Source organism: Vibrio sp. QJM3NY_26 (assembly GCF_057786005.1).
Genome location: NZ_CM173515.1, coordinates 1,015,989 through 1,040,068, shown reverse-complemented (window position 1 = coordinate 1,040,068; position 24,080 = coordinate 1,015,989). Strand labels below are relative to the sequence as shown.

At 44.5% G+C, this 24,080-nt stretch carries 24 protein-coding genes; 12 read left to right on the top strand and 12 right to left on the bottom strand.

Annotated elements, in window-relative coordinates:
• Positions 1-103: 103 nt before the first annotated feature.
• From AC3CH4_RS04670 to AC3CH4_RS04660, 3 genes are all read left to right on the top strand, one after another.
• Entirely contained in the window at positions 104-1,120 is a 1,017-nt protein-coding gene (locus AC3CH4_RS04670) for a nuclear transport factor 2 family protein (protein ID WP_004736372.1), read from the top strand.
• A gap of 322 nt (positions 1,121-1,442) precedes the next feature.
• Positions 1,443-2,519 carry a porin gene (locus tag AC3CH4_RS04665; protein ID WP_488543381.1) on the top strand — a complete coding sequence of 359 codons (1,077 nt, stop codon included), beginning with the start codon at positions 1,443-1,445 and terminating at the stop codon, positions 2,517-2,519.
• 198 nt (positions 2,520-2,717) lie between these two features.
• A complete protein-coding gene (locus AC3CH4_RS04660) occupies positions 2,718-3,749 on the top strand; it encodes a LacI family DNA-binding transcriptional regulator (protein WP_016768517.1) in 1,032 nt (343 codons plus the stop codon).
• Positions 3,750-3,885: 136 nt separating this feature from the next.
• On the opposite strand, the gene AC3CH4_RS04655 is transcribed toward AC3CH4_RS04660, so the two are convergent.
• Both AC3CH4_RS04655 and AC3CH4_RS04650 read right to left on the bottom strand, forming a co-directional pair.
• A complete protein-coding gene (locus tag AC3CH4_RS04655) occupies positions 3,886-5,388 on the bottom strand; it encodes an arylsulfatase (protein WP_016785700.1) in 1,503 nt (500 codons plus the stop codon).
• A 9-nt stretch (positions 5,389-5,397) separates the two neighbouring features.
• Entirely contained in the window at positions 5,398-5,787 is a 390-nt protein-coding gene (locus tag AC3CH4_RS04650; protein WP_488543380.1) for a DUF4345 domain-containing protein, read from the bottom strand.
• A gap of 137 nt (positions 5,788-5,924) precedes the next feature.
• Here AC3CH4_RS04650 and AC3CH4_RS04645 point away from each other — a divergent pair, with 137 nt between their 5' ends.
• A complete protein-coding gene (locus AC3CH4_RS04645; protein WP_488543379.1) occupies positions 5,925-6,695 on the top strand; it encodes a hypothetical protein in 771 nt (256 codons plus the stop codon).
• A 366-nt stretch (positions 6,696-7,061) separates the two neighbouring features.
• Complete coding sequence (locus AC3CH4_RS04640; protein ID WP_488543378.1) at positions 7,062-7,643, top strand: hypothetical protein; 582 nt, start codon at positions 7,062-7,064, stop codon at positions 7,641-7,643.
• A 103-nt stretch (positions 7,644-7,746) separates the two neighbouring features.
• Here AC3CH4_RS04640 and AC3CH4_RS04635 read toward each other — a convergent pair whose 3' ends face one another.
• The 3 genes from AC3CH4_RS04635 to AC3CH4_RS04625 form a co-directional block, all read right to left on the bottom strand.
• On the bottom strand, positions 7,747-8,151 hold the full coding sequence (locus AC3CH4_RS04635; RefSeq protein WP_488543377.1) for a globin: 405 nt from the start codon (positions 8,149-8,151) through the stop codon (positions 7,747-7,749).
• A 154-nt stretch (positions 8,152-8,305) separates the two neighbouring features.
• The gene (locus tag AC3CH4_RS04630) at positions 8,306-8,686 is read right to left on the bottom strand and encodes a VOC family protein (protein ID WP_372244268.1); all 381 of its coding nucleotides are present in this window, start codon (positions 8,684-8,686) and stop codon (positions 8,306-8,308) included.
• A gap of 78 nt (positions 8,687-8,764) precedes the next feature.
• On the bottom strand, positions 8,765-9,649 hold the full coding sequence (locus AC3CH4_RS04625; RefSeq protein WP_488543376.1) for a LysR substrate-binding domain-containing protein: 885 nt from the start codon (positions 9,647-9,649) through the stop codon (positions 8,765-8,767).
• 102 nt (positions 9,650-9,751) lie between these two features.
• On the opposite strand from AC3CH4_RS04625, the gene AC3CH4_RS04620 reads away from it, so the two are divergent.
• The gene (locus AC3CH4_RS04620) at positions 9,752-11,092 is read left to right on the top strand and encodes a 6-phospho-beta-glucosidase (protein ID WP_488543375.1); all 1,341 of its coding nucleotides are present in this window, start codon (positions 9,752-9,754) and stop codon (positions 11,090-11,092) included.
• A 76-nt stretch (positions 11,093-11,168) separates the two neighbouring features.
• Positions 11,169-11,933, top strand: coding sequence for a carbohydrate deacetylase (locus tag AC3CH4_RS04615; protein ID WP_488543374.1), 765 nt, complete (start codon positions 11,169-11,171; stop codon positions 11,931-11,933).
• A gap of 17 nt (positions 11,934-11,950) precedes the next feature.
• Here the strand turns inward: AC3CH4_RS04615 and soxR are convergent, their stop codons facing one another.
• From soxR to AC3CH4_RS04595, 4 genes are all read right to left on the bottom strand, one after another.
• Positions 11,951-12,391 carry a redox-sensitive transcriptional activator SoxR gene (soxR, locus tag AC3CH4_RS04610; RefSeq protein WP_004736387.1) on the bottom strand — a complete coding sequence of 147 codons (441 nt, stop codon included), beginning with the start codon at positions 12,389-12,391 and terminating at the stop codon, positions 11,951-11,953.
• Positions 12,392-12,555: 164 nt separating this feature from the next.
• Positions 12,556-13,077: an NADPH-dependent FMN reductase gene (locus AC3CH4_RS04605; protein ID WP_237290747.1), complete on the bottom strand. Its 522-nt coding sequence runs from the start codon at positions 13,075-13,077 to the stop codon at positions 12,556-12,558.
• A 326-nt stretch (positions 13,078-13,403) separates the two neighbouring features.
• Positions 13,404-14,966: a glutamate synthase-related protein gene (locus AC3CH4_RS04600; protein ID WP_488543373.1), complete on the bottom strand. Its 1,563-nt coding sequence runs from the start codon at positions 14,964-14,966 to the stop codon at positions 13,404-13,406.
• A 226-nt stretch (positions 14,967-15,192) separates the two neighbouring features.
• Positions 15,193-15,750, bottom strand: a complete 558-nt coding sequence (locus AC3CH4_RS04595; RefSeq protein ID WP_029189450.1) for a YceB family lipoprotein — start codon at positions 15,748-15,750, stop codon at positions 15,193-15,195.
• 286 nt (positions 15,751-16,036) lie between these two features.
• Between AC3CH4_RS04595 and AC3CH4_RS04590 the strand changes: the two genes are divergently transcribed.
• Complete coding sequence (locus AC3CH4_RS04590; protein WP_488543372.1) at positions 16,037-17,380, top strand: sigma-54 interaction domain-containing protein; 1,344 nt, start codon at positions 16,037-16,039, stop codon at positions 17,378-17,380.
• A gap of 134 nt (positions 17,381-17,514) precedes the next feature.
• On the opposite strand, the gene AC3CH4_RS04585 is transcribed toward AC3CH4_RS04590, so the two are convergent.
• On the bottom strand, positions 17,515-19,305 hold the full coding sequence (locus AC3CH4_RS04585) for a hypothetical protein (RefSeq protein ID WP_054546749.1): 1,791 nt from the start codon (positions 19,303-19,305) through the stop codon (positions 17,515-17,517).
• 401 nt (positions 19,306-19,706) lie between these two features.
• On the opposite strand from AC3CH4_RS04585, the gene AC3CH4_RS04580 reads away from it, so the two are divergent.
• The 4 genes from AC3CH4_RS04580 (at position 19,707) to AC3CH4_RS04565 (ending at position 22,745) form a co-directional block, all read left to right on the top strand.
• Entirely contained in the window at positions 19,707-20,093 is a 387-nt protein-coding gene (locus AC3CH4_RS04580) for a thiol-disulfide oxidoreductase DCC family protein (protein WP_428786238.1), read from the top strand.
• A 222-nt stretch (positions 20,094-20,315) separates the two neighbouring features.
• Complete coding sequence (locus AC3CH4_RS04575; RefSeq protein WP_488543371.1) at positions 20,316-21,638, top strand: ABC1 kinase family protein; 1,323 nt, start codon at positions 20,316-20,318, stop codon at positions 21,636-21,638.
• A 97-nt stretch (positions 21,639-21,735) separates the two neighbouring features.
• Complete coding sequence (locus AC3CH4_RS04570; protein WP_488543370.1) at positions 21,736-22,281, top strand: glutathione peroxidase; 546 nt, start codon at positions 21,736-21,738, stop codon at positions 22,279-22,281.
• Positions 22,278-22,745: a DUF3429 domain-containing protein gene (locus AC3CH4_RS04565; protein WP_488543369.1), complete on the top strand. Its 468-nt coding sequence runs from the start codon at positions 22,278-22,280 to the stop codon at positions 22,743-22,745. The genes AC3CH4_RS04570 and AC3CH4_RS04565 overlap by 4 nt, the downstream gene beginning before the upstream one ends.
• Positions 22,746-22,801: 56 nt before the next feature.
• Here AC3CH4_RS04565 and AC3CH4_RS04560 read toward each other — a convergent pair whose 3' ends face one another.
• Complete coding sequence (locus AC3CH4_RS04560; protein ID WP_488543368.1) at positions 22,802-23,236, bottom strand: GNAT family N-acetyltransferase; 435 nt, start codon at positions 23,234-23,236, stop codon at positions 22,802-22,804.
• A 38-nt stretch (positions 23,237-23,274) separates the two neighbouring features.
• Positions 23,275-24,051, bottom strand: coding sequence for a phosphotransferase (locus AC3CH4_RS04555; protein WP_488543367.1), 777 nt, complete (start codon positions 24,049-24,051; stop codon positions 23,275-23,277).
• Positions 24,052-24,080: the final 29 nt, after the last annotated feature.

The following is a 24,080-nucleotide window of genomic DNA, read 5'->3' as shown; positions in this document are numbered from 1 at the left end:
GACACGAAATAAACATCAATCCGGCTGAGAAGTCAGCCGGTAACAAAATCCAAATCGAGTCCTGTTCCGAATGTTGGCTCGACAACAAAAAAGAGAATTTACTATGTCTAAATATCAAGAAGCTAAACGCATTGTTCGCGATTACTTTGACGCTATCGAAAACGCTACTCACGAGAACGTGGCTGAAGTTTTAAAAGCACACACTTCTGAAGATTACTTGTGGCGTGGTGTTTACCCATTCCGTGAGCAAGAAGGCGCACAAGCAGCGGCTGACGTATTCTGGGCACCAATGATGAAATCAATGACACGCATGCAGCGTCGTCAAGATATCTTCATCGGCGGTAACAACGAAGTTAACCCAGATGAAATTTGGGTAATGAGCATGGGTCACTTCATGGGTCTATTCGACGCTGAATACCTAGGCATGCGCCCTACTGGCAAGATCATGAACGTTCGCTATGCAGAATTTAACTGTGTTGTTGACGGAAAAATCACAAAAACTGGCCTGTTCCTAGATCTACTAGGCATGATGGACCAAGCGGGCTGCTACCCACTTCCACCATCAACAGGTAAGCACTTCGTTTACCCTGGCCCACGTAATCATGATGGCCTGTTGTTTGAAGATGCGGCTCCAGAAGAAGGCGTTGCGACACTGGCTCTAGTGAACAAGATGGTAGATGACCTTTCTGCACTTAACGACAGCGGCGCAATGGGTTGCCCACCAGAAGTGCTAGCGAAGAGCTGGTCAAAAGACATGATTTGGTACGGCCCTTGTGGTATCGGCGCGTCTTACACGATTCCTCGTTACCAGCAACAGCACCAACTTCCTTTCCGTAACAACCTGAAAGACAAGAAATTCAACGGCCACGTTTGTCGTTTCGCTGAAGGTAACTTCTCTTGTTTCTTCGGTTGGCCAAACCTATCAAACACCCCTACAGGTGGCTTCCTAGGTATGACTGGCGGCGAAGTACGCGCAAACATGCAAGTGGTTGACGTTTACTACCGTGACGGTGACAAGCTGTCTGAAAACTGGGTTCTTATTGACCTTCCTTACTGGCTACAGCAGCAAGGTCTAGACGTGTTCGAACGCACTTCATCTATCATGAACCCAACGCTGTAATCCTAATGCTTTAATACAGGTGCTTTAATAAAAACGCCTTAATCCTAGCGATAAAAGCCAAAAGATAAAAACCAAACAATAGCAACCCAAGCCGACATCTAATTTGGGTTGCTATGACTTGCTAGAAGATCCTTCTCGCTCCTAGCAAGTGCTCTACCAATCAATGCTTCAATCAATTAATTGCTTCACCAATCAATAATTGCTCCACCAATAATTGATCCAATTAGTGCCTCATGGATGGGGTACACCCTGCCAAACCATTACTAATATAACGAGCTTGAAAGCACGGCGGCTTTCTACGGCTCGAATAAAGAGAATAACAATGAAAAAGTCGATTCTTTCAGCAGTGATCCTGACGGCGCTTACGTCGGGTTCTGCTTTTGCTGCACATACTTTTACCAATGACGCAGGCGATAGCCTCACTCTAGATGGCCGTTTTGACGTTCGTTACCAAGATAAAGGTGGCGATCATAATGGCGAATGGAACAGCGGTAGTTCTCGTTTCGGCCTTAAAGGTCAAATGGGGTTAGATAACGGCTGGACTGGCTTTGGTCATGCCGAATGGGGTTACAACTCAGGTGCTAACGGCGACAATATTTACGACCGACTTCTATACGCAGGTGTAGAGCACGAGAAATACGGCAAGATTGCAGCAGGTACTAAGCAGTGGTCTACCTTTTACGATGTAGCTTGGTTTACCGATATGGGTCGTGTATTTGGTTCTCGAGGTTCTGGTTACTACAACCTTTCTGACTGGGGTATTGCTTCTGGTACAGGCCGTGCAGAGAACTCGATTACTTATCGCAACAACATCAGCGATAACTGGAAGTACGGCTTCACTTATCAGACAACTCGTGAAGATGTTGGCCTTGCAGATGGTTTAACCGCAACACTGAAAAACGGTATGGGCGCATCAACCCTATACACGGTTATGGACGGCCTAACGATTGGTTTGGCTTACCATCAGAATGAATTCGATGATGTCGATGCTGGCGTTAAAAACATCAAAGATGGCGATACACAACGTATTGGTTTATTGGGTGTGAACTACACCAATAATGGCCTATTCGTTGGTTTCACTTACAGCCAAGGCTCAAATTGGGAAACCACCAGCAAAGCCGAATTTTACGACCACCGTGGTGCTGAATTCTTCACTTACTACCACTTTGAAAACGGTTTGCGTCCAACCTTTAACGTTAACTACTTAACGGACACAGACGACAACGCTAATGGCTACGATCGTCAGTTGATTATCCCAGGCCTTGAATACCACTTTAAGAAGAACAAGTTCTTAGTATGGACTGAATACCAATTCGATAATGGCAACGACAAGTCCGTAGGTAACCATTACGAAAACAGCGATGACCAATTCGCTGCAGGTATCCGTTACTACTTCTAACACCCAGTTAATCGAGTCACAAATTCGCTAAACAAAGCTCTGCTCTTAATGCAGAGCTTTTTTGGGTCATACCCAGAATAATATCCAACGTTCTCTATTAACCCTTATTTTTCATCCCATCATGGCATATTGTATTTTTGAATACGTACCTAATTATGGTACTCTGTGCACTGTCAATTTAGTTCAAAAGTATCTTCTATGAGCTCTCCAAAACACTCCACGGCGTCAAAACCAACCGTTACTTCAAAAGATGTCGCTAAGCTGGCTGGCGTTTCTCAATCTACCGTTTCTCGTGTATTTGTTCCGGGCAGTTCGGTGTCTGAAAAGACCAAACAGAAAGTATTCGAAGCCGCAAAAGCACTCAACTATCGCCCGAATGCCTTTGCTCGTAGCCTAACGACAAATGAATCTAAGTTGATTGGTTTGGTCTTCCCTGATGCTGATTACCCAATTCACATGAAAACCCTGCAACTCATCTCTACTGAGTTACAAAAACAGGGCTATTCTGCTGTGCTTATCCCTTGGCAAGTCGACGGTAACGACATCCACTCGATTCCGAACATCTTCCAATATCGTGTTGATGGTGTGATTGCTGCTTCTGCGACATTCAATAAGTCACTTTATGAAGAGTGTGAAGAGTTTGACATCCCTATCGTTCAGTTCGCGCGTGTTGTTGAAGGGACGAAGAGTAGCCATGTTGTGAGTGATAACTACGCGGCAGGGCAATTTGCAGCGCAACACTTTCATAAACTTGGTATCAAGACTGCGACTTATGTGACGGGTAATGTGCCAACGTTTACTAATGGCGAGCGCCAAGTCGGTTTCTGCACAGAATTTGAAGACTTAACAGGCAAACAGGCTCGAGTTATTGAAGCTGATTACGACTACCTTGATTCGTTAGAGATCATCCGCGACATGTTCAACGAAGCAACGCATCCGCAAGCGGTGTTTTGTGCGACAGATAACCTTGCGATGGCGGTAATGGATGTAGCTCGTTTAGAGTTTGGGCTTCGTATCCCAGAAGACCTGCAAGTGATTGGTTTTGATGATATCCCGCAGACTCAATGGCTCAACTACCAACTGACCACCTTCAAGCAGGATTTTAGACGCCTTGCGCGTGAATCAGTGAAAATTGTGGTTAACCAAATTCAAGAACAAGACACCAGCTTAGTAAAATTAATGGTTCCTGTTCAATTTATAGAGCGCAATACCACGCTGAAGATTAAGTAAACTCGTTCAAAGTAGAAACAAAATAGTAGCGTGAGTACGGAAAAGAAAAATCCCGTTGGCGACGATTAGAGTCTCCAACGGGATTTTGTATTTCTACTCAGCCTTTACTGTCCCAACTACTTGAGACAAGTGCGTATTAGTTACCCACACCACCTGTTTTCTCAGCTGGTAAATCTGGTGTCACTGGGGGCCACTCTTGGAAAGTTGCTAGATGTTGTTGAACAGCAGCTTGAGCAGGTCCAAATGCCCACATTTTCTGCCCCATCCACTTCAAGTACATGCCCGACTCTTCTGCCGCTCGCTCATATGGGTCACGACGTAAGTTAAAGAGTAACGGTGCGTTTAACTCCTCTTTCGGACCACTCCAACCATGGTTTTGGACCACAAAGTGCGCCTTCCAATCACCAATACGAACCGCTTGCAGCTTATCTCGTTCGTAGTAGTAGATCTCTTTACGGTTTGACTCGCCTTTCTCTGTCAGCATGTCCACTTGGTTGTAACCATCAAGGTGCGCTTTAAAGCCATCGTGACCTTTCAGCATTTTCTCTTTTAGATCCGTTGGACCACCCGCGGCTGCAACCAATGTTGGTAACCAGTCCATACCATCAAAGATGCCATTGCCTACGCTACCTGCAGGGATTTTACCCGGCCAACTCACCAGTGCAGGCGCTCTTACGCCACCTTCCCAAGTCGTACCTTTTTCACCATGGAAAGGCGTCATGCCGCCATCAGGCCAAGTCATGATCTCAGGGCCGTTGTCTGCAGTGAAAATGATAATGGTGTTATCGGCAATGCCTAACTCTTCCATTTTCGCCATCATTTCCCCAACGTGGTCATCAAGGTCTTTCATGACCACTTCTTGCAGCCCCCAACCGTTTTGGCCAAGCATCGCTTCATATTCAGGAGAAAGGTGCGTCCATACATGGCCACGAGATGGGCAGTACCAAGTAAAGAATGGTTTATCCGCTTCTACGGCTCGTTCAATGAAGTTGATAGCATGCTTATTTACTTCATCGTCGAGTGTTCGCATACGCTCAATCGACAATGCACCATCGTCTTCGATCGTTTGGCCACCTTTGCCATCTGATTTTGCGTAAATAACATTACGAGGTGCAAAGGCATCCAAAGATCCATCTTTTGGCCAATCTGGATCTTCGGTATATTCCATCGCATTCAAGTGATACAACCAACCCCAATACTCATCAAAACCGTGCATTGTCGGTAAAAATTCATCTCTATCACCAAGGTGGTTTTTACCAAATTGCCCAGTCACATACCCCATCGTTTTGAGCATCTCAGGAAGCGTTGGCGTATCCGCACTTAAACCAACGGGACCGCCAGGTAACCCAACAGAGTGCATTCCGGTTCTAACTGGTAATTGCCCGGTTAAGAAAGCAGAACGACCCGCGGTACAAGATGGCTGCGCATAGTAGTCTGTCAGAAGCATTCCCTTCTCAGCAATACTATCGATGTTTGGTGTTTCGCTACTCATCACGCCATTGTGATAAGCGCTCAGGTTTGAGATGCCAATATCATCGGTGAAAATGACGAAGATATTAGGTTGTTCTTGTGCCGACCATGCCGATAGCGAAAAGCTACTCAACACGCTCAAGGTAAGAAGGTGAAAAATCCCTTTCATATAATGTCCTTATATTGTTTCAGATTGTTCTTTGTGAATCATTTTTATTCCGACCAAACCAAAGCCAAGCTCTAAAATTAGATAGACAAAAAACAGCCAGTGCGGCATTCCATCTAAGACTAAACTAATCACTCGGCCTGCAGCCAAACCCAACATAAAAACCACCAAGCTATAAAGCGCTGGCAGTCGATACTTTTTTATCAATGCGCCACTAACCCAAAACAGAGCCAGTGCCAAATACAGCCCCATCACGGCTCGAAAAATATGAGTCACGTTGATAGAACTAGCATCAATTCCGAAAAGATAATCCATAGAAATAACGGGGGCGTAGCCGTAAGACAACGCAATAGGCGTTAAGCCTAAAACCGCTACCAACAAGAAAACACTTTGTAGCTTCATATTCCCACTCTTTAAATTTGGCTCTTTTTAAAAAACATAGTCTACAATCAGCCATATACAAGTTGCATATATAGAAAATGGCTAATTAATACATACATTTATAGTGTGCACTCTTCAAACCAGATAAGGATATCAATATGGCTAAATGGCATTATCTAATCGCATCGGTGTTGGCTGCGAGTTCAACCGTAAATGCTCAGGAAGCAAGCGCACAAGCGGATACAAAAAAGTGGCAACATAGCTTCGAAATTTACGCGCTCGCACTCAACATCCGCGGAGACAGCACCATTGGTGATTTGTCTGCAGATGTCGATGTTGATCCTGCATTCATCATGGATCACCTTGATATGACCGCAATGGTGCGTTTAGAGGGTATCTATGACAATCAGTGGGGCTATTACATTGACTATAGCTTCATGAAGCTAAGCGGAAAAACAAACTCAGTGTTAGGTAGCAACCTAGAGGTATTGAGGGGCAACCTTGATATCCGACAAGGTGTTTTAGATGTGAAGGGTTTTAAGCGCTACCAGTACGATTTTGGTACGATTGATTATCTGTTTGGGCTTCGTTGGTGGGATAACGACATTGATGCCAAGCTTTACGGTTCAGGTGGTAATCTAAGTGCAGACCGATCACTCGATGAAGATTGGGTTGACTACCAAATAGGTGTGAGATGGATAACGCAGATCAATAAGGATTGGAAGTTTCACGCAACTATTGATGCAGGGCTTGGCAGTGACACCGACTTTACCTCATCTCTATTAACTGGCGTGCGATACCAGATAAACAATTGGTCTGACTTAAATGTCGCCTACAAATCGACCTGGGTTGATTACGAAAACAAAGGTACCTTTGAATACGATACCGCTTCACAAGGCTTCCTGGTTGGTTGGACTGCTCACTTTTAAGCCACTGGTTACTTTACCCTTACGCACAAGCGGAAAGACTAGTCATCCCTAGTATTTAATCTCTATTAAATTGCTCTCTAATTCAATCTAAATGAAGCTCTAGCGAAGATTCACCGCTAGGGCTTTTTCATTGAGGTACAAATAATCCGAAAGCCAATAAAAATGCTAAAAATCAATAATTAAATTGAGGTTCAACACTCCCTATCATACCTAAAAAAATATAATCCGAGCCTTCAAACCTGCCCTCCTCATTATTGATATATTTAATCTTTATTTAATCATCTCTCCACTCATTCGAACAGTGTTTTTTATTTTGAAAATATCGCTAGAATCCTCTCCCGAAATTTACGAACCTTAGAGAATAAAATGAAAAAATTAGTCTTAGCGGCGCTTGCGATTGCATCAGTTACGGGCTCTTCAGCATTCGCAGCAAATGAAATGTATGCTTTAGGTGGTGTTGGTATGGATAGTGATGATGTCGGTGGCCAGTTCACACTGGGTAGCCAGATCGCACAAAGCAACTGGTATGTAGAATCAACATTGTTTATTACCAGCGTCGATGACAAAGACAGTTACGTTGATTACAGCAACAACGAGACAGTACAACGAAAGGAAGAGTTCGACACCTTAATGCTCTCGTTGACGCCTGTGTACAAACACAGTTTCAGTGAAAATTTTGCTATTTTGGGCAAGTTTGGTGCTTTCTATTCACACTCAGATACAAAGTTGGTGTATAGCTCTAGCAAAGGAAATGAAGTTCATAAAGGTTCTCATGGTAATTTTGGCTTAACTTACGGTATCGGCGCAGAGTACAAGTCATCAAAACCATTGTTTGGCAACTCCAAGCTGTTGACTCGTGTAGGGTTTGATGGATATGAGATCGGCAGTGAAAGCAGTTGGTATACCAAGGACTCAGTTTGGGGTGTACAAGCCGGCTTTACCTTTTAAGCCAACATATTCATTACCCTGAATAAAAACCATTTAGGGCAATGAATTAAAAGCCATCATTTTAAAAATAAGATAAACCTCGTGTTGTTATACGAAGCTTATCTTATTTTTCAACACACTCTTTTTTCATGATCGTTAGACCAGCATCCAGCGTTTCTGCCCAAGCTCGTTCTACGTTCTCATCATAATGAGGATCGTACTTTCTAACCGTATTGAGCAGCGAATTAAACCATTCGTTTAATTCAATTTCTGAAATGTCCAACCCCAAATCTTTGTGCCTTTTCCCCAGTTTCTTGACCGAGTTCCGCACACTTGGCAGACCAGAGGAATTATAAATAAGAATGATCGAGGCCTTAAGCATCTTAGTTTGCTGCTCTAACCCTATCTTTTCAAAACGTTCTGAAAACCTTGGGTTATGCTCGCAGAAGTCTGCCAGAAAGCTTTCCAAGAATTCTTGATCAATCCGGCAACGCTCAAAGCTTTCATAAAACAGTTCATTCGGTTTCATCTAGCAAGTCCTTTGCAATAGTCAGCCAGTCTTTAAAATAACGTGTTAGTTCAGAGCATCATAAACTAACCCTGAACAATCAATATGACTTAATTATACGCCACTGTGGCATAAAGTTAACTATGACATAAGGTGAACTGTGGCATAACGTAAACTATGGCATAAAGTGAGTTGCACAAATCTTGTTTCCATCAGGGTCTCGCAAGTAAGCCATGTACAAGCGACGCTCGTCAGAACCTCTCGCTCCGGGGCCACCTTCAATGCTAGTACCACCATTTTCGACGCCGATGCGATGCCATTCATCCACCATTTCTGGTGAACTCGCCAAGAATCCTACCGTCATACCATTGCCGTAAGTCGCTGGCTGACCATTAATCGGTTTGGTTAAACCTAGTACACCCGTTTTGCTCACGTAAACACAACGCCCTTTAGGATCGATTGAGCCTTCGTTGTAACCAAGCATCTTCATAATTGGATCATAGAACGACTTCGCACGTTCAATATCTTCGGTTCCGAGAAAAACATGGCTGAACATAACTCACCTCTTTTTATTGAAAGAAAGAACCACCCAAACTAGACCTTAAATTCGCTTTTGTCTAGGCATGCTATTCTGTCATAACTGCTGCTTAACCCATTGAGTAAACACTTGAAACTTAGTCCGTTGCTCCATCCCTTTCGGACATACAAGATCGTAACCTTTACCCGACTCAATACTCATAAAAGGAGCAACCAACCCACCCAGTTCAATTTGAGTTGTCGCAAACTCGAGTCTTCCTAGTGCTACACCCATCGATAACCTTGCCGCGTCCATCGCTATACGGTTGTCACTGTAGTAATCACACTTTAGAGTACAATCAACCTCACTTTGAGCCGCTTCCAACCAACGCTGCCAAGCCGTCACGTCTCCACTATGAATAAACTGCACACTATCCAATTGTTGCAAGCCCTTCTCAAGATTGAACCTCTTCGCGTATTCAGGACTGCATACAGGTGTTCTAACTCCTGAAAATAGTCGCTCACTATAATGATTCGGATAGTGACCCTCGCTATAGAAAATTGCCACGTCATAAGGTTCAAACTGAAAGTCAGATTGGTTCTGTTTGGTTTGTAATTTAATACTTAAATTCGGGTATAACTGCCTAAAATCTGGTAGGCGCGGCATTAACCAAGACGACGCAAAATAAGGAGAGGTTGCTATGTACAATTCACCACTTAGCTCTCCAGTTTGAATGTCCATCAGTTCAGAGAAAATAGATTCGAATGAGACACTCAGCATCGAGAGAACGCGTTGTCCTTCTGGGGTCAATTCTAGCTTTCTCGTTTTACGCACAAACAGATTAAATTTAAGCTGCTGCTCAAGTTTCTTGATGCGATGACTGACTCCACCTTGAGTCAGAAATAGTTCATCGGCGGCAAGGGTGAAGCTTAAATGTTTAGCCGCCACACTGAAGGTGTGCAGCAACGACAATGTTTGTTGGCGATTTTCAAACAGCCCCATAGATTAACCCCACTAATTCATAAATCATCAATACTGGTTTGTAGACGTACTGACTCATCATATAGATTAAACCATGTAATCTACATAACAATGGTGAGTCAAATGAAGCAAGCACAAAAACTCAAAGTTTCGGTCATTGGTGGTGGATCAAGTTACACCCCTGAGCTGATCGAAGGCTTACTAAAACGCTATCACGAATTACCTATTTCTGACCTTTGGCTTGTCGATATCGAAGAAGGTATGGAAAAAGCTCAAGTGATTGCAGATTTGACGCAGCGAATGATTAGAAAAGCGAACTGTGACATCACAGTGCACCTCACGACAGACCGAAAAGCAGCGCTTGTGGACGCGAATTTTGTCTGTTCTCAATTTAGGGCTGGTCGATTAGAAGCAAGGCTACGTGATGAAAGAATTGCATTAAAGTATCGCATGATAGGGCAAGAAACTAACGGATTGGGTGGTTTCTCTAATGCTTGTCGAACCATACCAATTGCATTAAAGATCGCCAAAGAGATGGAAGCACTTTGCCCCAATGCGTGGCTGCTCAACTTTACCAATCCATCAGGTATGGTGACCGAGGCCTTGATTAAACACTCAACCATCAAGACGGTCGGCTTGTGCAATATCCCCGTGAACATGGAGCGCGGAGCAGCAAAAATGCTTGGCGCTGTACGCGAAGACATCACCATGCAAATCGCAGGTTTGAATCATCTAGTGTGGGCCCGAAAAGTATTTCATAACGGCGAAGACAAGCTCCAAGAAGTGATAGACCAACTCCTCGGAGGCAATGACCAAATGATGCCTCAAAACATCCCACCCTTTGAATGGGATGCCGAGTTGATTCGCTCATTGAACCTGGTGCCGTGCGCTTACCTACGTTACTACTACCAATCACGAGATATTCTAGACAAAGAATTTTCGGCGTCTGAAAAGAGCGAAAATCGCGCCGACTTGGTTTCAAAAGTTGAACAACAATTGCTCGAAATCTACAGAGACCCAATGCTGGATACCAAACCGAAATTATTAGAAGAACGAGGTGGTGCCCATTATTCTGAAGCAGCTTGTGAACTAATGAGCAGTATTCACAACAACAAGCGTTCTATCATGCACGTCAACACTCGCAATAATGGGGCGATTCAAGGGCTTCCTGATGACTGCGCGGTAGAAGTCAGCTCAGTTATTACTAACAGCGCGATCCTTCCATTGAATGTCGAACCTTTTGATAACGATACGTTACGCCTAATCCAACAAATGAAAGAGTTTGAAACCTTAACAGTGAAGGCCGCGATGACGGGGGATATTGCATTAGCTAAACGCGCTTTGATCCTTAATCCTATTGTTGATAGCGGCTCACACATTGATGAGGCGTTATTAGAAACGATTCGAGAGAACTTAGACTTCATGCCTGCATTTGCTCATCGATTAACACAAAATGAGCAATAACCTTATGTACATTAACTCAGTCGAAATTAGGTTAATTCAAGTTGTTCACAATCCATTTTAGTCACCAGAGGTCACGATGAAACTAATACTGAACGCCGATGATTTCGGCCTCACTGAAACGGTAAATCATGGCATTGTTGAGTGCTTCAAAGCAGGCGTAGTAAAGTCAACCACCATCATGATGAACCAACCTGGAACCCAACACGCCATTGAGCTTTATCACCAAGGTTTGGTTCCGGAAGTAGGCTTGCACTTTACGGTCACCGCAGGCAAACCACTGACGCCACCAGAGCAGGTTCCGAGCTTAGTCGACGAACACGGCCACTTCTTTTGCAACGTCACCCTATTCGATAAATCAGATGTGAATGAAGATGAGGTGATGCTCGAGCTCAACGCGCAATATCAAGCTGCTATCAATGCAGGTTTAAAGATCAACCATATCGATAGCTATCATTTTGGGGGCGTATTTAAACCTCTCAAAGCGGCGTTTACGCGCACAGTGAATCACATTGGTCTCCCAGTTAGACGAATCGATAACATCCTAAGTGGCCAAGATGCACTGCGAGTGCCAACACCAGATGCTTTCGACATGCGTTTCTTTGACGAAGGCGTATCGCTGAATGGCCTGCAAGATTTATTACTGAGCTACCAAGCTATGATGCCTGACGGTGTGCTTGAGTTAATGTGCCACCCTTCATCAGTGGCAAGTGAACAGCTTAAGTCCCTATCAAGCTACAGTGATAAACGCGTCGAAGAGCATCAGCTTCTCACTAGCCCAGAGCTAAAACAGTGGCTAGCTGACCATCAGATTGAGTGCATTGGATTCGACGATCTCAAATAGGGAACCTTAAGTCAGGGCTACTCAACGATCCGTTGTGCGCCCTGCCCTTGGTCATGCAGAATATCTTCAGGGTTCAACAAGTGGCATTTCTGCATACTCAAACACCCGCAACCGATACAGCCGGTTAGGTTTTCTTGTAGCGATTTAATCTGCGCCATTTTGCTGTCGAGCTGCCCCTGCCACTTCTTTGCGACTCGCTCCCAGTCTCGCTTAGTCGCGGTATGGTTCATAGGTAAGGTAGATAACTCTTCGGTAATCTCTTCCAACGTGAAACCTATCGACTGCGCCACTTGTATCAACGCTATTCGTCTCAACATCGCCGACTGATAACGGCGTTGATTTCCATTAGTACGAATCGAAGCAATCAACCCCTTGGTTTCGTAAAAACGTAAGGCAGAAGGAGCCACGCCACTGCGCTCTGCCAACTGGCCTATGGTGAGGTATACAATGTTTCTCATTGTTACACTATCCTTGAGATCATAAATATTTAAAGCTTACTTTAACTTTAGAATAGCGGCCTATTCCAGCTCTCACCAATGATTGACCTTAAACTTTGACAGAGAGCTCAACGAAAATCAGCCACGATCATAATTGCTTTGTTGAATCAGATGTCATTCGATTTCTAAATCTGACTCATGATCGATTTCAAATTCTCCGCCATTTCGGAATTGATGATCTCACCGGTTTCTACATTAAAGTTGTCGTAGAAACTCGGCACTGACATCGACCCCTTCACATCAGCATCAAAGTAAGGTGCCGAATTTACCGCAGACGACAACACAGAGCTTGCGCCACCTGGGCCTGGTGATGTGGAGAGCATCACAACAGGTTTGCCTTGGTACACTTTCATGTCGATTCGTGATGTCCAGTCAAACACATTCTTAAAGGCTGCAGTGTATGAACCGTTGTATTCTGCAAAAGAGATGACCACAGCATCTGCTTCGCCAATCTTGCTAAAAAAACGCTGCGCGTGTTGATGAACGCCAGACTCTTTTTCTCTGTCTTCACTGTAAATGGGCATCTCGAAATCATTGAGATCGAGCACCTCTACTTGCGCGCCCTCGACTAAACTTGCGGTGTACGCTGCTAATTGTTGGTTAATCGATGCTTTACTGTTGGTCGCGCCAATCGCTAATACTCTCATTGTTGAGTCTTGTTCATTTTGCTCACCTTTATGCATTCATGATTTCAATTACGGAGCTCAAAGTTCATAACTGAAGATTCGTAACTTCTGTTTGATAACATCAAAACCTGTACTAGGCGACAAGGCGATTGTCTGTGTATTTAGATTGGGGAGGATGATAGAACCTCAAGTTAACTTAAGGTAAAGCGATATTTTCAAAAAATAGAAAATAATTCAAAAGAACCTATAAATCAGAAAATTACGACGGGTGAAGTATGGCGTTGTATGACACAGGCAAAAATAAGCACACCCACAAATGCAGTAGGTGTGCTGTATCGAAATGCTGTTTACTTAAGTTGATTTAATGAACCGATACCCGAATAAGCAACGCCCGATAGCTCTGCCATCTCGCGATTCCATGTTGCCAAATCATGAGGGTTGAATTGATTCAAATGATCATGCCCACACGCCCTTGCCATCACTTGCATCAACTCAGTCGAGGCTTCGAAGAAGTTTTTCAATTGGTTCGATGCCTTTTCGACATTTAACCGTTGGCGTAAATCGGCTTTTTGAGTCGCGATACCCGCCGGGCAATTGTTGGTGTTACACATTCGGGCAGCAACACACCCTATCGACTGCATGGCACTGTTTGAGATAGCGACACCATTTGCGCCAAGCGCCATCGCTTTTACAAAGTCCATTGGAACACGAAGCCCACCAGTAATGATTAAGGTGACTCTGTCACTTACGCCTTGCTTGTCTAGATAGGCTCTGGCACGAGCAAGTGCTGGAATAGTGGGCACGCTAATATGGTCACGGAACATTTCTGGCGCCGCCCCAGTACCACCGCCTCGACCATCCAAAATGATGTAATCGGCACTGGCATCGAGTGCGAACTGAATATCCTCTTCAATATGATTGGCACTCAACTTGAAGCCAATTGGGATTCCGCCCGTCACTTCTCGAACTCGGTCGGCGAACTTTTTGAAATCTTCGACCGTTTTTAGATCAACAAAGGTGGGTGGAGAAATCGCCGCTGTACCCGCTTCAATGCCGCGCACCTCTGCTATCTTGCCAATGTTTTTCACCCCCGGTAGGTGACCGCCTGTTCCGGTTTTGGCACCTTGCCCGCCTTTAAAATGGAAGGCTTGAACGTTTTTGAGCTTAGATTCGTCGTAACCAAATTGTGCGCTAGCTAATTCATAAAAGTAGCGAGAATTCGCGGCTTGCTCTTCGGGCAACATTCCGCCCTCTCCCGAGCAGATCCCCGTTCCCGCAAGCTCCGCGCCCGTCGCCAAGGACACTTTCGCCTCTTCAGACAAAGACCCAAAACTCATGTCAGATACAAACAAGGAGATGTTCAATTTAAGCGGCTTTTTCGCTTTTGGCCCAATAATAAGCTCAGTACCGACTGGCACATTCTCCAACAAAGGCTTAGTCGCCATTTGTGCAACCATCACTTGAATATCGTCCCAGTGAGGTAACAAGTACCTAGGCACGCCCATTGAGGTCATTGGACCGTGATGCCCGACCTTAGATAAGCCATCGCGCGCCAGTTGATGAATGAACTCGACCGTGGGTTCTTCTTTGGTTGCAGTTGCGGCTGGCGAGCTTTCGGGAGCCGCAGATTGGACATGAACATCAGGGCCTTCTTGACCCACTTGCTCGGCCGTAAACTGTTTATGGGTGCCATCACAAAAAGGGAGATTGTTTGAATACTTACAGCGGCACAGGTAAGCGTCGCCGTTTTCCTCGGCCACGAAACTCTTCGGTTTGAAGCCGGTTCCTGCATGAGAGCCGTCGCAGTAAGGTTGGTTTTTCGATTTACCACAGGTACAGAAGTAATACTCCTCCCCTTCGGTTAGCTCCACTTTGACTGGCTTGGTATCCGCTATCACTGGATTCTTCATAGTTCGCTCACCTTTTCTTTCTTATGATTTGATGACTGAAGCGATGACTTGCTCACAAGAATAAAGTAAAGGTTAGATACGCAGCGAATTCAATAAATGGGCCTGAGAAAACAAGCTTAATAGACAGCCCAAAAACAGAAGCATTACTTGTTCAACGCAAACAAAAATGGCCACCAAATCGGCAGCCATTGTGTTTTAAACCTAAGTCTAAGCTAAATGCTAATGGTTAATCGAATAGCTCGATGACCAGCTTGTTGTCTTTAATCACTAGATTAGGTTCCGATGACTTGATCAATGACTCTTGAACCTTATTGCTGTCCAGTTTGTAAACCGGTGACTGGGACAAAGCAAAGCCAATCATAGAAACGGCAGGCTTAAGTAGTTTGGCGACCTCAGGCGACAGTTGTTTATCTTTTTCTTCAAAGCGCTCTAAACGCAGTGATTTCAAATAAATCTCGCCACTCTCTTTGTCATATTCAGGAATCGCACTGAACTCGATATCAAGATCCAACCTCATATTCGGCACGTTAAACACCTGAACTTGTGCATTGGTATTCGCCAGAACAGACACGCGCTCGGCATCAGCTCGGCCAATTTTCACCGCTAAGTCATCGACAGCCACTTGCGCATACATAACGTTTTGCACACCGACTTCTTGCTCTAACATCACAGAATCTTGAAGGTAGTTCGTCATTTCTTGTTCAGTAACGCTATAGCTAACACAACCACCTAACACCAGCGCAGAAGCTGCCAAAATGAACTTTTTTGCTACGTTAATTATCATCAATATCAGCTCTTTATCGTTAGTGACTAGCGCCGAGTTTACTGTGTGATCATCAATAAACAAAACAGTAAAAACACGATATTCGTGAATACCCTTACAAATAAGCATAAATATCAGTAAGTAAAGCACCAGATTGGCTTTCCCGCTTGAGAGAATGGCACTTGTCAGCCAAACGCCATCAGATTTGTGTACTCGAATTAATTGAATTTTGCTTCTAAGCTTATGGGACATTTAGGGGGCTTACTGAAGGTTTCATCGTGGAATCGAAGCATGAAGAGTGAGCACAATGCCATCAAAAAGAGTATCACCTGAGCCAATAACTCGTTCTGTGATTTTGTTATGCAACACCGCATGCCCGCACCATAATCAGTGGGTGGGAGAACTGCGTCTCCATAACTGGGAAGCTCAAGTTGCAGAAACGACCGAACAGGCTATTCACTTACTCGACACCCGCAGCGACAGCTACGCACCAATTGTGGTTTCTTGTCTAGCATCATCCTCAATAGACAAACAATGTGAGCAAATATCAACGCTGAAGGCTCACTCTCCAAGTTTAAAAGCAATCGCTATCTGCAACCAACCACCAAGCCGCAACTTATCGCTCATTAAGCAAACCTTTTGGGATTATTACCACCTCCCTATTGATACAGAATGGCTTTGTCGAAATTTGGGACATGCGTATGGCATGGTAGATACCAAGCAAACTAACCCTAAGCCTGTCTCGTGCCCTGACTATCAATTGGTGGGGCAATCCAGCACCATCCAACACCTTAAAAAGAAAATAGCTAAGATCGCTAACAACGATTTCCCAGTGCTTATTCAAGGGGAAACCGGTACAGGAAAAAGCCTATGCGCACGTTTGATACATGAAGCCTCAGTCCGCAGTCAGAAACCTTTCATCGCTGTAAATTGTGGCGCAATTCCACAATCCTTGATTCACTCAGAGTTATTTGGCTTTGAAAAAGGCTCGTTCACGGGAGCAAACAAACGCTACGTCGGACACGTGGAAAGAGCGAATGGTGGCACACTATTTTTGGATGAGATCGGCGACCTTGAACTGTCGCTGCAAACCTACTTACTCCACTTTCTTGAAAATAGTTCGATAGAAAGACTCGGCAGTAATAATCAATTGCCCGTAGATTGCCGTGTAATTTTCGCCACCAACGTCAATATCGAACAAGCCGTTGCTGCGGGTAAATTTCGAAAGGATCTCTTTCATCGCATCAATGTACTTCCATTAGACCTAGTACCACTCAATGATCACAAAGAAGACATTGAGGATTTGGTTCGATTTGAACTGAAGCACAATTACGCATCCAAAACCAAACTGCCTAGTGACACCCTTGAGCAAATGAAACAGTACCATTGGCCGGGCAATGTCAGAGAATTATTTAACTGCATAAAAAGAGCGATTGTTCTTTCTAACTCAAGCGCCCTCTCTACTCGTCATATGGGGATTCAATTAAAAGACGCGTCGCCCGATACTGAGAGTGACACTCGACTTTCTTCAAAAAATGTTCGTCGAGTGATTCAGCAACACCACTACAATATTTCCCAATCTGCTAAAGCATTGTCTATTTCTCGGACGACCTTATATAAGCTGATAAAAAAACATCAGATAGTAATTTAAGTCGCCTAACTAACTAACTAACTAACTAACTAACTAACTAATAAACTAATAAACTAATAAACTAATAAACTAATAAAGCAGCCTAACGAACTAGGCTGCTTTGGAGTTTAGTTGTACTCAATTAATGAAAGTACTTAAGGCTCAGGTACAGTAAATGGACAAACATCACAGGTTGCAATGTTCGATGTTTCCATAAATGCTTGTTGCAAGAACAGCGAGTCAAACGTTGCTGTCACTTGATTAGATAGCATCCCTGCAGTTCCGGTTGGTAACACATTTGGTGCATAAGTTTTACTTACTTGTGTACACACTTGACCAATCGCATCACCAAAGTTCGGTATCCACTCTCCTTCACCCGTTTTACAAGCAAACAGCTCAGGGTCGGCACTTAATGCACTACACATATTACCAGCACCACATGTGGTCACATCCTCAAGATCATCACAAGGTAAAGCAAAGTCGAGGTAATAACTGCTGTTGACTACTTCAGTAGGTAAATCAGAACGGCTCAAAGAGTCATCCTTAGAATCCACCAGCGATTCAATGGCCAATGGGATATCACCGGTATTACATATTTCAACATCATAGGTTTTCTTAAGCACAACTTGGCCGCCATCAACCTCTAAGAAGCTATTACACACCTTAGAAATCTCAACCATCGGGCTCAAGTCTATTGGTGGACAATTGTAAGCCACTGGCGCTTGAGCATTCACGATAAGCCCATCAAGATCCACCGCACCATCTATCACGCCGACGGCTCCGTTATTTACAGACAGATAATTCCCCATGAATGAGAATGACTCGCCGACACTCCACACTTCATCACCGTTACCCACGACAGGAAGCGCACCTAAGATTGGTGACTCAGATAAAAAGGCCACTTCGTAATCACCATTGGTGCCTAACGAACCAGGGCCGGTATTGGTTACCGTCACGGTGTAATCGATGTTGAACATGCCATCAACCGTAAAGCTGGTTGTGTTACAAGTCGCCGCTATATTGATGCTACATAAACTGAATGAACCGACAACGAAGTCAGCCAAAGATGCATCAATCGAACGAGAAGCTCGAGACTCCACTAAGAAACTACTGAAACAAGGAATATCCTCAATACCGAACTCATCATTCAACAGAGCTGACAAGTTTAATCGACCTTCCACAAAGCTCTCGGTTGGAATAGAGGTTGTTTCACCCGTTTTAGCTAGATAGTCCCAACCTTGTACATTGGGTAGAGCAATTGCACCGATAGAATCATCATTTGAAATCGCACAGATCTTCTCGACGCCGACTGCGCCACTGCCACATCTTGCCCCCACAAAATCATTCGATTTAGGGTCACCGTCAGTTTGGAAAATTCTCGTCATGTTGTCGGTGACATCACCATTATTCAAATCCCACTGCAACACTTCTATGTACGGATTACCGCCACTTGCTTGTGGGAATGAAATCAGCACAAGGATGTCTCCATTGACATGTTGCCCAACAAAGTCGCCTTTAGTTTTCCCATCCGGCAATCCAACCTGGTCTTGTAAGAACCAGAAGCCAATGTACATATCACCATTGTTCGCATATCGGTCTGCACCAAAGTAAATCAGCAAGTCACCTTCGCTTTCAAAGGCAGCGGCATACGCATTGGTAAAGTCATCTTTCGGTTGTGGCGACGCACTTCGAAATGCCCAATCCGTAATGTCGGAATCATCTTTTGATCCACCCTTCCAAAAGATTTGATCCACACCGTTACGGTCTTTTTGGAAAAACTCCGCAATCCCGACCATGCTGTTGGGATTATTTACATCGTCCCAATCAATACCACTATTATCGCTGGTCGCGTTACCGTCGAGTTCCATAACATCAACCGTAGCCCATGCCAACTGGGGGCTACTAAACAACAAAAGCACACTAAGTAAATAATTTATAACCTTCATGTTCTCTCTCCATTTATCCATACTTATGCTTTTAGGGTTTTCTGCCATGCCCAAATTAGAGAAAATCCTTTAGCAATTCGTAGGTTCGATAGAGCATATTCCAAGCCAATTTCAACTTATTGAATTGATTGATGTTTATATATTGAAGGCACACCTTTATTGGACGCTTTGTTATCATTTGTCCATAAACCCGAGATTTGACCAAACAATCAAGGACTTGAAAGGATGAACAAAGTGTCTACGTCAGACATTCTTAGAGCTTTGGATACAAGGTAAGTGATCTTTAAAAGGTGCAATAACGTAGCCATTGCTAGATTATTGAATAACAAGTGATTGAATTGACGGGTGCCGACTTAACGGGTAACTGAAGGTTCACTCGTGAAATGATAGGCGAACAGACGATGACACAACTTACGATATTTTACGATGGGACATGCCCGTTGTGCGCAAAGGAGATGGCGGCACTTGCAAAGCATGATGCCGAGAATAAGATTCAAACCATCGATATCTACAGTGAAGCCTTTTCAGACTACCCTCAGATTGATGCCGACGCAGCCAACACCATTTTGCATGCACTGGATGAGAATGGAAAACTGCTGCTGGGCTTAGACGTGACCTACCAAGCGTGGCGCTTAGTAGGAAAAGGTTGGCTATACGCCCCTTTACGTTGGGCGATATTCAAGCCAGTGGCCGACTGGTGTTATCTTCGGTTTGCCAAGAACCGATACAAAGTCTCTTTCTGGCTAACTGGAAAGTCACGCTGCGATGGTAACAGCTGCACAAAATAGTACTTGGTTAAGACATACCACTTGCGACTTTGTAATACACCACACCAAACAGCGCAGCAAAAACTAAAACGGTAACCGCGACTTTTAACCAAATAAACTTCATGTTTTGTCCTCTAAATTCTGTTTACTGTTTCGCGAGACAAGTTACCACAACAAAACATTCGGTTGGGTAATGATTGATAGAACTTTGTAGTGAGTCTTGATAACTAAGTGAGAACCTTTATGTCGGCAAAAGAGAGAAACCTTCCTACACATCGAATTTCTAGATTCAGCAAGTTTGCCTCGCTGGCAACAAGGGTCGCGGGCAACGTGATAACGGAAGGCACCAAGCAGATTGCACAAGGCAACAGGCCCAAAGCAAAAGACTTATTACTCACCCCGCAGAACATTGCACGCCTGACTGATCAACTCGCCCACCTGCGCGGTGCTGCCATGAAGCTTGGGCAGATGTTATCAATGGACGCGGGCGATGTCCTCGAACCGGAACTCGCCGACATTCTTTCTCGCCTGCGTTCAGACGCCGACCCACTACCAACAAAGCAGCTCAACCAAGTGTTAGAAAGCTCACTCGGCATCAACTGGAAAGCCGAATTCCTTTCCTTCAACTTTAAACCTATCGCCAGTGCGTCCATCGGACAAGTTCACCAAGCCTACAGTGATGCGGGAGACAAACTTGCCATCAAAGTCCAATATCCCGGTATTCGAAAAAGCATCGACAGTGATGTGGACAACGTAGGTACATTGCTTAACATCGTCGGTTTGATACCCAAGTCTGTCGATTACAAAAGCTTATTAGAAGAAGCAAAGAAACAGCTCCATGATGAAGCAGATTATGCTCGCGAAGCTGACTACGCGACTCGTTACTATCATGCACTGAAAGAACACGCTCACTTCGTTGTACCTAAGATTCACCCTCAAATGTCTTCAGAATCAGTGCTTGCGATGGACTTCATTGAAGGCGTCTCGATAGAGCAAATAGAAGATTGTGATCAAAGCACTCGTAATTTTGTCATGCGCAGCTTGCTCGAACTCATGTTCAGGGAGTTGTTCGACTTGCAGATGGTGCAGACCGACCCTAATTTTGCCAACTACCTTTACGTTGAAAACACACGCCAGATTGGGCTGTTAGATTTTGGAGCAACCCGTGAATACACCGACCGCTTCAGTGATGGCTATCGCTTGGCTTTTACCTCTGTGATTAATCACGATGAGCAAGGGCTAAACAAGGCGTTAGAGCAGATTGGGTTCTTTAGTGAAACGATTCTCCCCGATCAGCGCCAAGCCATTCTCAACTTAGTGACAATGGCGTGTGAACCTATGTTGGTCGACGAAGAGTACGATTTTAAAGCCAGTGGACTCGCTCAAAAGCTACGCGAAGCCGGAACTATACTCAGCATGGAACAAGAGTATTGGCACACACCACCAGCAGACGCCCTGTTCCTACACCGTAAAATCGGAGGCATGTATCTGTTAGCCGCTCGCCTTGGCGCAAGGGTGAACATAAGTCGTTTGGTCGCTCCGTATCTCATCAGCGATGACACTTGATTAGTTCATAAATAGTGACGGTTAATGACCAGAAAAGTGATCATTTCGTGCTGCGCAAGAGTACTAACAGTTACGCCAACTAAAATGAGCCAAACCTATGAAACCTTCACTGCTTTGCTCCACCGTCCTGATTGCGAGCCTAACGAGCTCTATCGCTGTTGCATCAAGTTGCCCTGAGATACTCAACGGCAAACAACGGTTGCTAAATTCGAACGAAGAGATAGAGCTGTGTGAAGAGTTTCAAGGCAAAACCCTTTTGGTTGTAAACACAGCCAGCCAATGTGGTTTCACTCCTCAATTCGAACAACTCGAGCAATTGCATCAAACCTATAAAGACCAAGGTTTCACGGTTGTCGGCTTTCCGAGCAATGATTTTCGTCAAGACAGAGGAAGCGAAGAAAAATCAGCTAAAATCTGTTACCTAGACTACGGCGTTACCTTTCCAATGATGGCGAGAGCTACGTTATCTGGCAGTAGCGCCAATCCTGTGTTTGCTGAAATACAGCATCAAGCAGGTGTCACACCCAAGTGGAACTTCTATAAATTTCTCATCAACAAAGAAGGTAAAGTGGTGGCGACTTTCCCTAGCTCGACATCACCGGTGAGTGCGACACTCAAAAATGCGATTGAGCAGCAGTTATGAGGTCTGATTACATGGCGACAACTCAAACCCGCAATACCATGGCCAAGCTGGGTTATATGGGTTTAATCCCCTTTTTGTTCGGTCTACTGTTATCACTCACCGACAGCCAGTTCATTAGCTTGAGTGGCGAAACACTCTTCATCACCTACAGCGTGGTTATCTTGAGCTTTTTGTCGGGTATCTTGTGGGGCAATGGGATAGAGAACTTCGAAAGCCAATCGAGCAACAAGGCGCTGATTCTAAGCAACGTGATTGTGCTAGCCGCGTGGGTAGCTGTGCTACTTGGGGAACAAAAAGAGTTCCTCACTACTCTGATTCTTATCATTGGCTACATTGCGGTTTGGCGAGCGGAAAGGTCAATGAGAGAAGAGAACCAAAGCGAAGGCCCCGACGGCTATTTTGATATGAGAACCCGATTAACCTCTAGCGTGGTGTTGATGCACGGTATCGTGATGTTGACCTAGGTCTGTGAACCTTTAATTAAGGTGTGCGCCTTTGAATAAACAACGTTAGCAAGAAACTAGACGATGAGCTGCATCACCAACCTTGGCTCATCATCGCCAAAATAGTTCGACTCTTCTTTGATAGTGACAAAACCCATAGACACATAAAGCGCACAAGCCGACGCATTATTTGGATCAACGGTAAGCAACACCTTGGATTCTTTAGGCAGCGTCGTGATCGCCTGTTCCATCAACGAACGTCCCACTCCCATACCTCGAAATTCCTGATCAACAGCTAATGACAAAACCCAATACTCTTGTGGTTTGTCGGTTGGTGTCATCAACACATAACCCGCAACCTTCGACTCTTGCTTAGCCACCAATAAGCCCTTCCCCCAGCAATCAAATGCCTGACGGAAGAAAAACTGCGGATAGGCGTGGTCGCCAAACAAAGCACGTTCAAGCTGGTAGATATCAGCCAGTTCTTGTTTTTCCGCACAAACAACATTCATATATCGACCTTAAAAAGATTAACTACACCGCCCTTCAGCTACAATCTGCCTTCAACTGAAGCCAGCCAAGTTGGCAATTGCTCTCTAAACCAATTAATGTATTTCGAAGCTTCAGGGTTGTTACGCGTGACTAATATATTCGTGACTTCGACTACAATCCAGCTTTTAGCCATGATCAATTGCTTTATTAAATCTTCACGCGGAATCAAGATGTTATAGCAAAGGTACTGATCAACAATACGCTCATAATCTGGCAAGGAACCCATTCGCGAAACGAGTGGTGCCAAATCTATCGCGGGGCTACCAAAACCAAAACGCTCCCAATCAAATAACACGAGCTGATCGTTATCTCTTCTTCCCCAATTCCCTTCATTGGAGTCACCCGAAATTAACGTGTCATGGTTAAAAATCGCATCACTCTGCGATTGAATATACTTAAGACTGTCTTGCGTAACTTGAGGCAATTGTAGGGAAGATAAAGCCGGCGTGGTGTCATCTAAACTCCATTGATGGCGCTTAACTTCAAATGTTGGTCGATATTGAGAACAGTGAATACTAGCGAGCTGCTGAAACACATCACTTGTCGTTTGTAGCTCGGCAAGACAAACCGAATGAGGAATGTATTCGAGATAAAGATCACAACCATCGACCGCAAGAAGTTGAGGCGTATTCACTCCATCAACATGCTGCGCTGCATGTTGGTAAAAAGCGACTTCAACCTCGCCAGTCCCTTGTTTATGTATACAAGGAAAGCCATTACGCTCAGTTAAAGAAACTTGCGCAGCGCCCATTTGTGAAAGGTCTTGATTATTCATCGCATTCCTTCTATCCGTGTAAATAGCAG

What these genes read in the sequence shown, in the direction of transcription:
- AC3CH4_RS04670 (WP_004736372.1), top strand. Translation starts at nt 104, where the DNA reads ATGTCTAAATATCAAGAAGCTAAACGCATTGTTCGCGATTACTTTGAC.
- AC3CH4_RS04665 (WP_488543381.1), top strand. Translation starts at nt 1,443, where the DNA reads ATGAAAAAGTCGATTCTTTCAGCAGTGATCCTGACGGCGCTTACGTCG.
- AC3CH4_RS04660 (WP_016768517.1), top strand. Translation starts at nt 2,718, where the DNA reads ATGAGCTCTCCAAAACACTCCACGGCGTCAAAACCAACCGTTACTTCA.
- AC3CH4_RS04655 (WP_016785700.1), bottom strand. Translation starts at nt 5,388, where the DNA reads ATGAAAGGGATTTTTCACCTTCTTACCTTGAGCGTGTTGAGTAGCTTT.
- AC3CH4_RS04650 (WP_488543380.1), bottom strand. Translation starts at nt 5,787, where the DNA reads ATGAAGCTACAAAGTGTTTTCTTGTTGGTAGCGGTTTTAGGCTTAACG.
- AC3CH4_RS04645 (WP_488543379.1), top strand. Translation starts at nt 5,925, where the DNA reads ATGGCTAAATGGCATTATCTAATCGCATCGGTGTTGGCTGCGAGTTCA.
- AC3CH4_RS04640 (WP_488543378.1), top strand. Translation starts at nt 7,062, where the DNA reads ATGAAAAAATTAGTCTTAGCGGCGCTTGCGATTGCATCAGTTACGGGC.
- AC3CH4_RS04635 (WP_488543377.1), bottom strand. Translation starts at nt 8,151, where the DNA reads ATGAAACCGAATGAACTGTTTTATGAAAGCTTTGAGCGTTGCCGGATT.
- AC3CH4_RS04630 (WP_372244268.1), bottom strand. Translation starts at nt 8,686, where the DNA reads ATGTTCAGCCATGTTTTTCTCGGAACCGAAGATATTGAACGTGCGAAG.
- AC3CH4_RS04625 (WP_488543376.1), bottom strand. Translation starts at nt 9,649, where the DNA reads ATGGGGCTGTTTGAAAATCGCCAACAAACATTGTCGTTGCTGCACACC.
- AC3CH4_RS04620 (WP_488543375.1), top strand. Translation starts at nt 9,752, where the DNA reads ATGAAGCAAGCACAAAAACTCAAAGTTTCGGTCATTGGTGGTGGATCA.
- AC3CH4_RS04615 (WP_488543374.1), top strand. Translation starts at nt 11,169, where the DNA reads ATGAAACTAATACTGAACGCCGATGATTTCGGCCTCACTGAAACGGTA.
- soxR (WP_004736387.1), bottom strand. Translation starts at nt 12,391, where the DNA reads ATGAGAAACATTGTATACCTCACCATAGGCCAGTTGGCAGAGCGCAGT.
- AC3CH4_RS04605 (WP_237290747.1), bottom strand. Translation starts at nt 13,077, where the DNA reads ATGAGAGTATTAGCGATTGGCGCGACCAACAGTAAAGCATCGATTAAC.
- AC3CH4_RS04600 (WP_488543373.1), bottom strand. Translation starts at nt 14,966, where the DNA reads ATGAAGAATCCAGTGATAGCGGATACCAAGCCAGTCAAAGTGGAGCTA.
- AC3CH4_RS04595 (WP_029189450.1), bottom strand. Translation starts at nt 15,750, where the DNA reads ATGATAATTAACGTAGCAAAAAAGTTCATTTTGGCAGCTTCTGCGCTG.
- AC3CH4_RS04590 (WP_488543372.1), top strand. Translation starts at nt 16,037, where the DNA reads ATGCCATCAAAAAGAGTATCACCTGAGCCAATAACTCGTTCTGTGATT.
- AC3CH4_RS04585 (WP_054546749.1), bottom strand. Translation starts at nt 19,305, where the DNA reads ATGAAGGTTATAAATTATTTACTTAGTGTGCTTTTGTTGTTTAGTAGC.
- AC3CH4_RS04580 (WP_428786238.1), top strand. Translation starts at nt 19,707, where the DNA reads ATGACACAACTTACGATATTTTACGATGGGACATGCCCGTTGTGCGCA.
- AC3CH4_RS04575 (WP_488543371.1), top strand. Translation starts at nt 20,316, where the DNA reads ATGTCGGCAAAAGAGAGAAACCTTCCTACACATCGAATTTCTAGATTC.
- AC3CH4_RS04570 (WP_488543370.1), top strand. Translation starts at nt 21,736, where the DNA reads ATGAAACCTTCACTGCTTTGCTCCACCGTCCTGATTGCGAGCCTAACG.
- AC3CH4_RS04565 (WP_488543369.1), top strand. Translation starts at nt 22,278, where the DNA reads ATGAGGTCTGATTACATGGCGACAACTCAAACCCGCAATACCATGGCC.
- AC3CH4_RS04560 (WP_488543368.1), bottom strand. Translation starts at nt 23,236, where the DNA reads ATGAATGTTGTTTGTGCGGAAAAACAAGAACTGGCTGATATCTACCAG.
- AC3CH4_RS04555 (WP_488543367.1), bottom strand. Translation starts at nt 24,051, where the DNA reads ATGAATAATCAAGACCTTTCACAAATGGGCGCTGCGCAAGTTTCTTTA.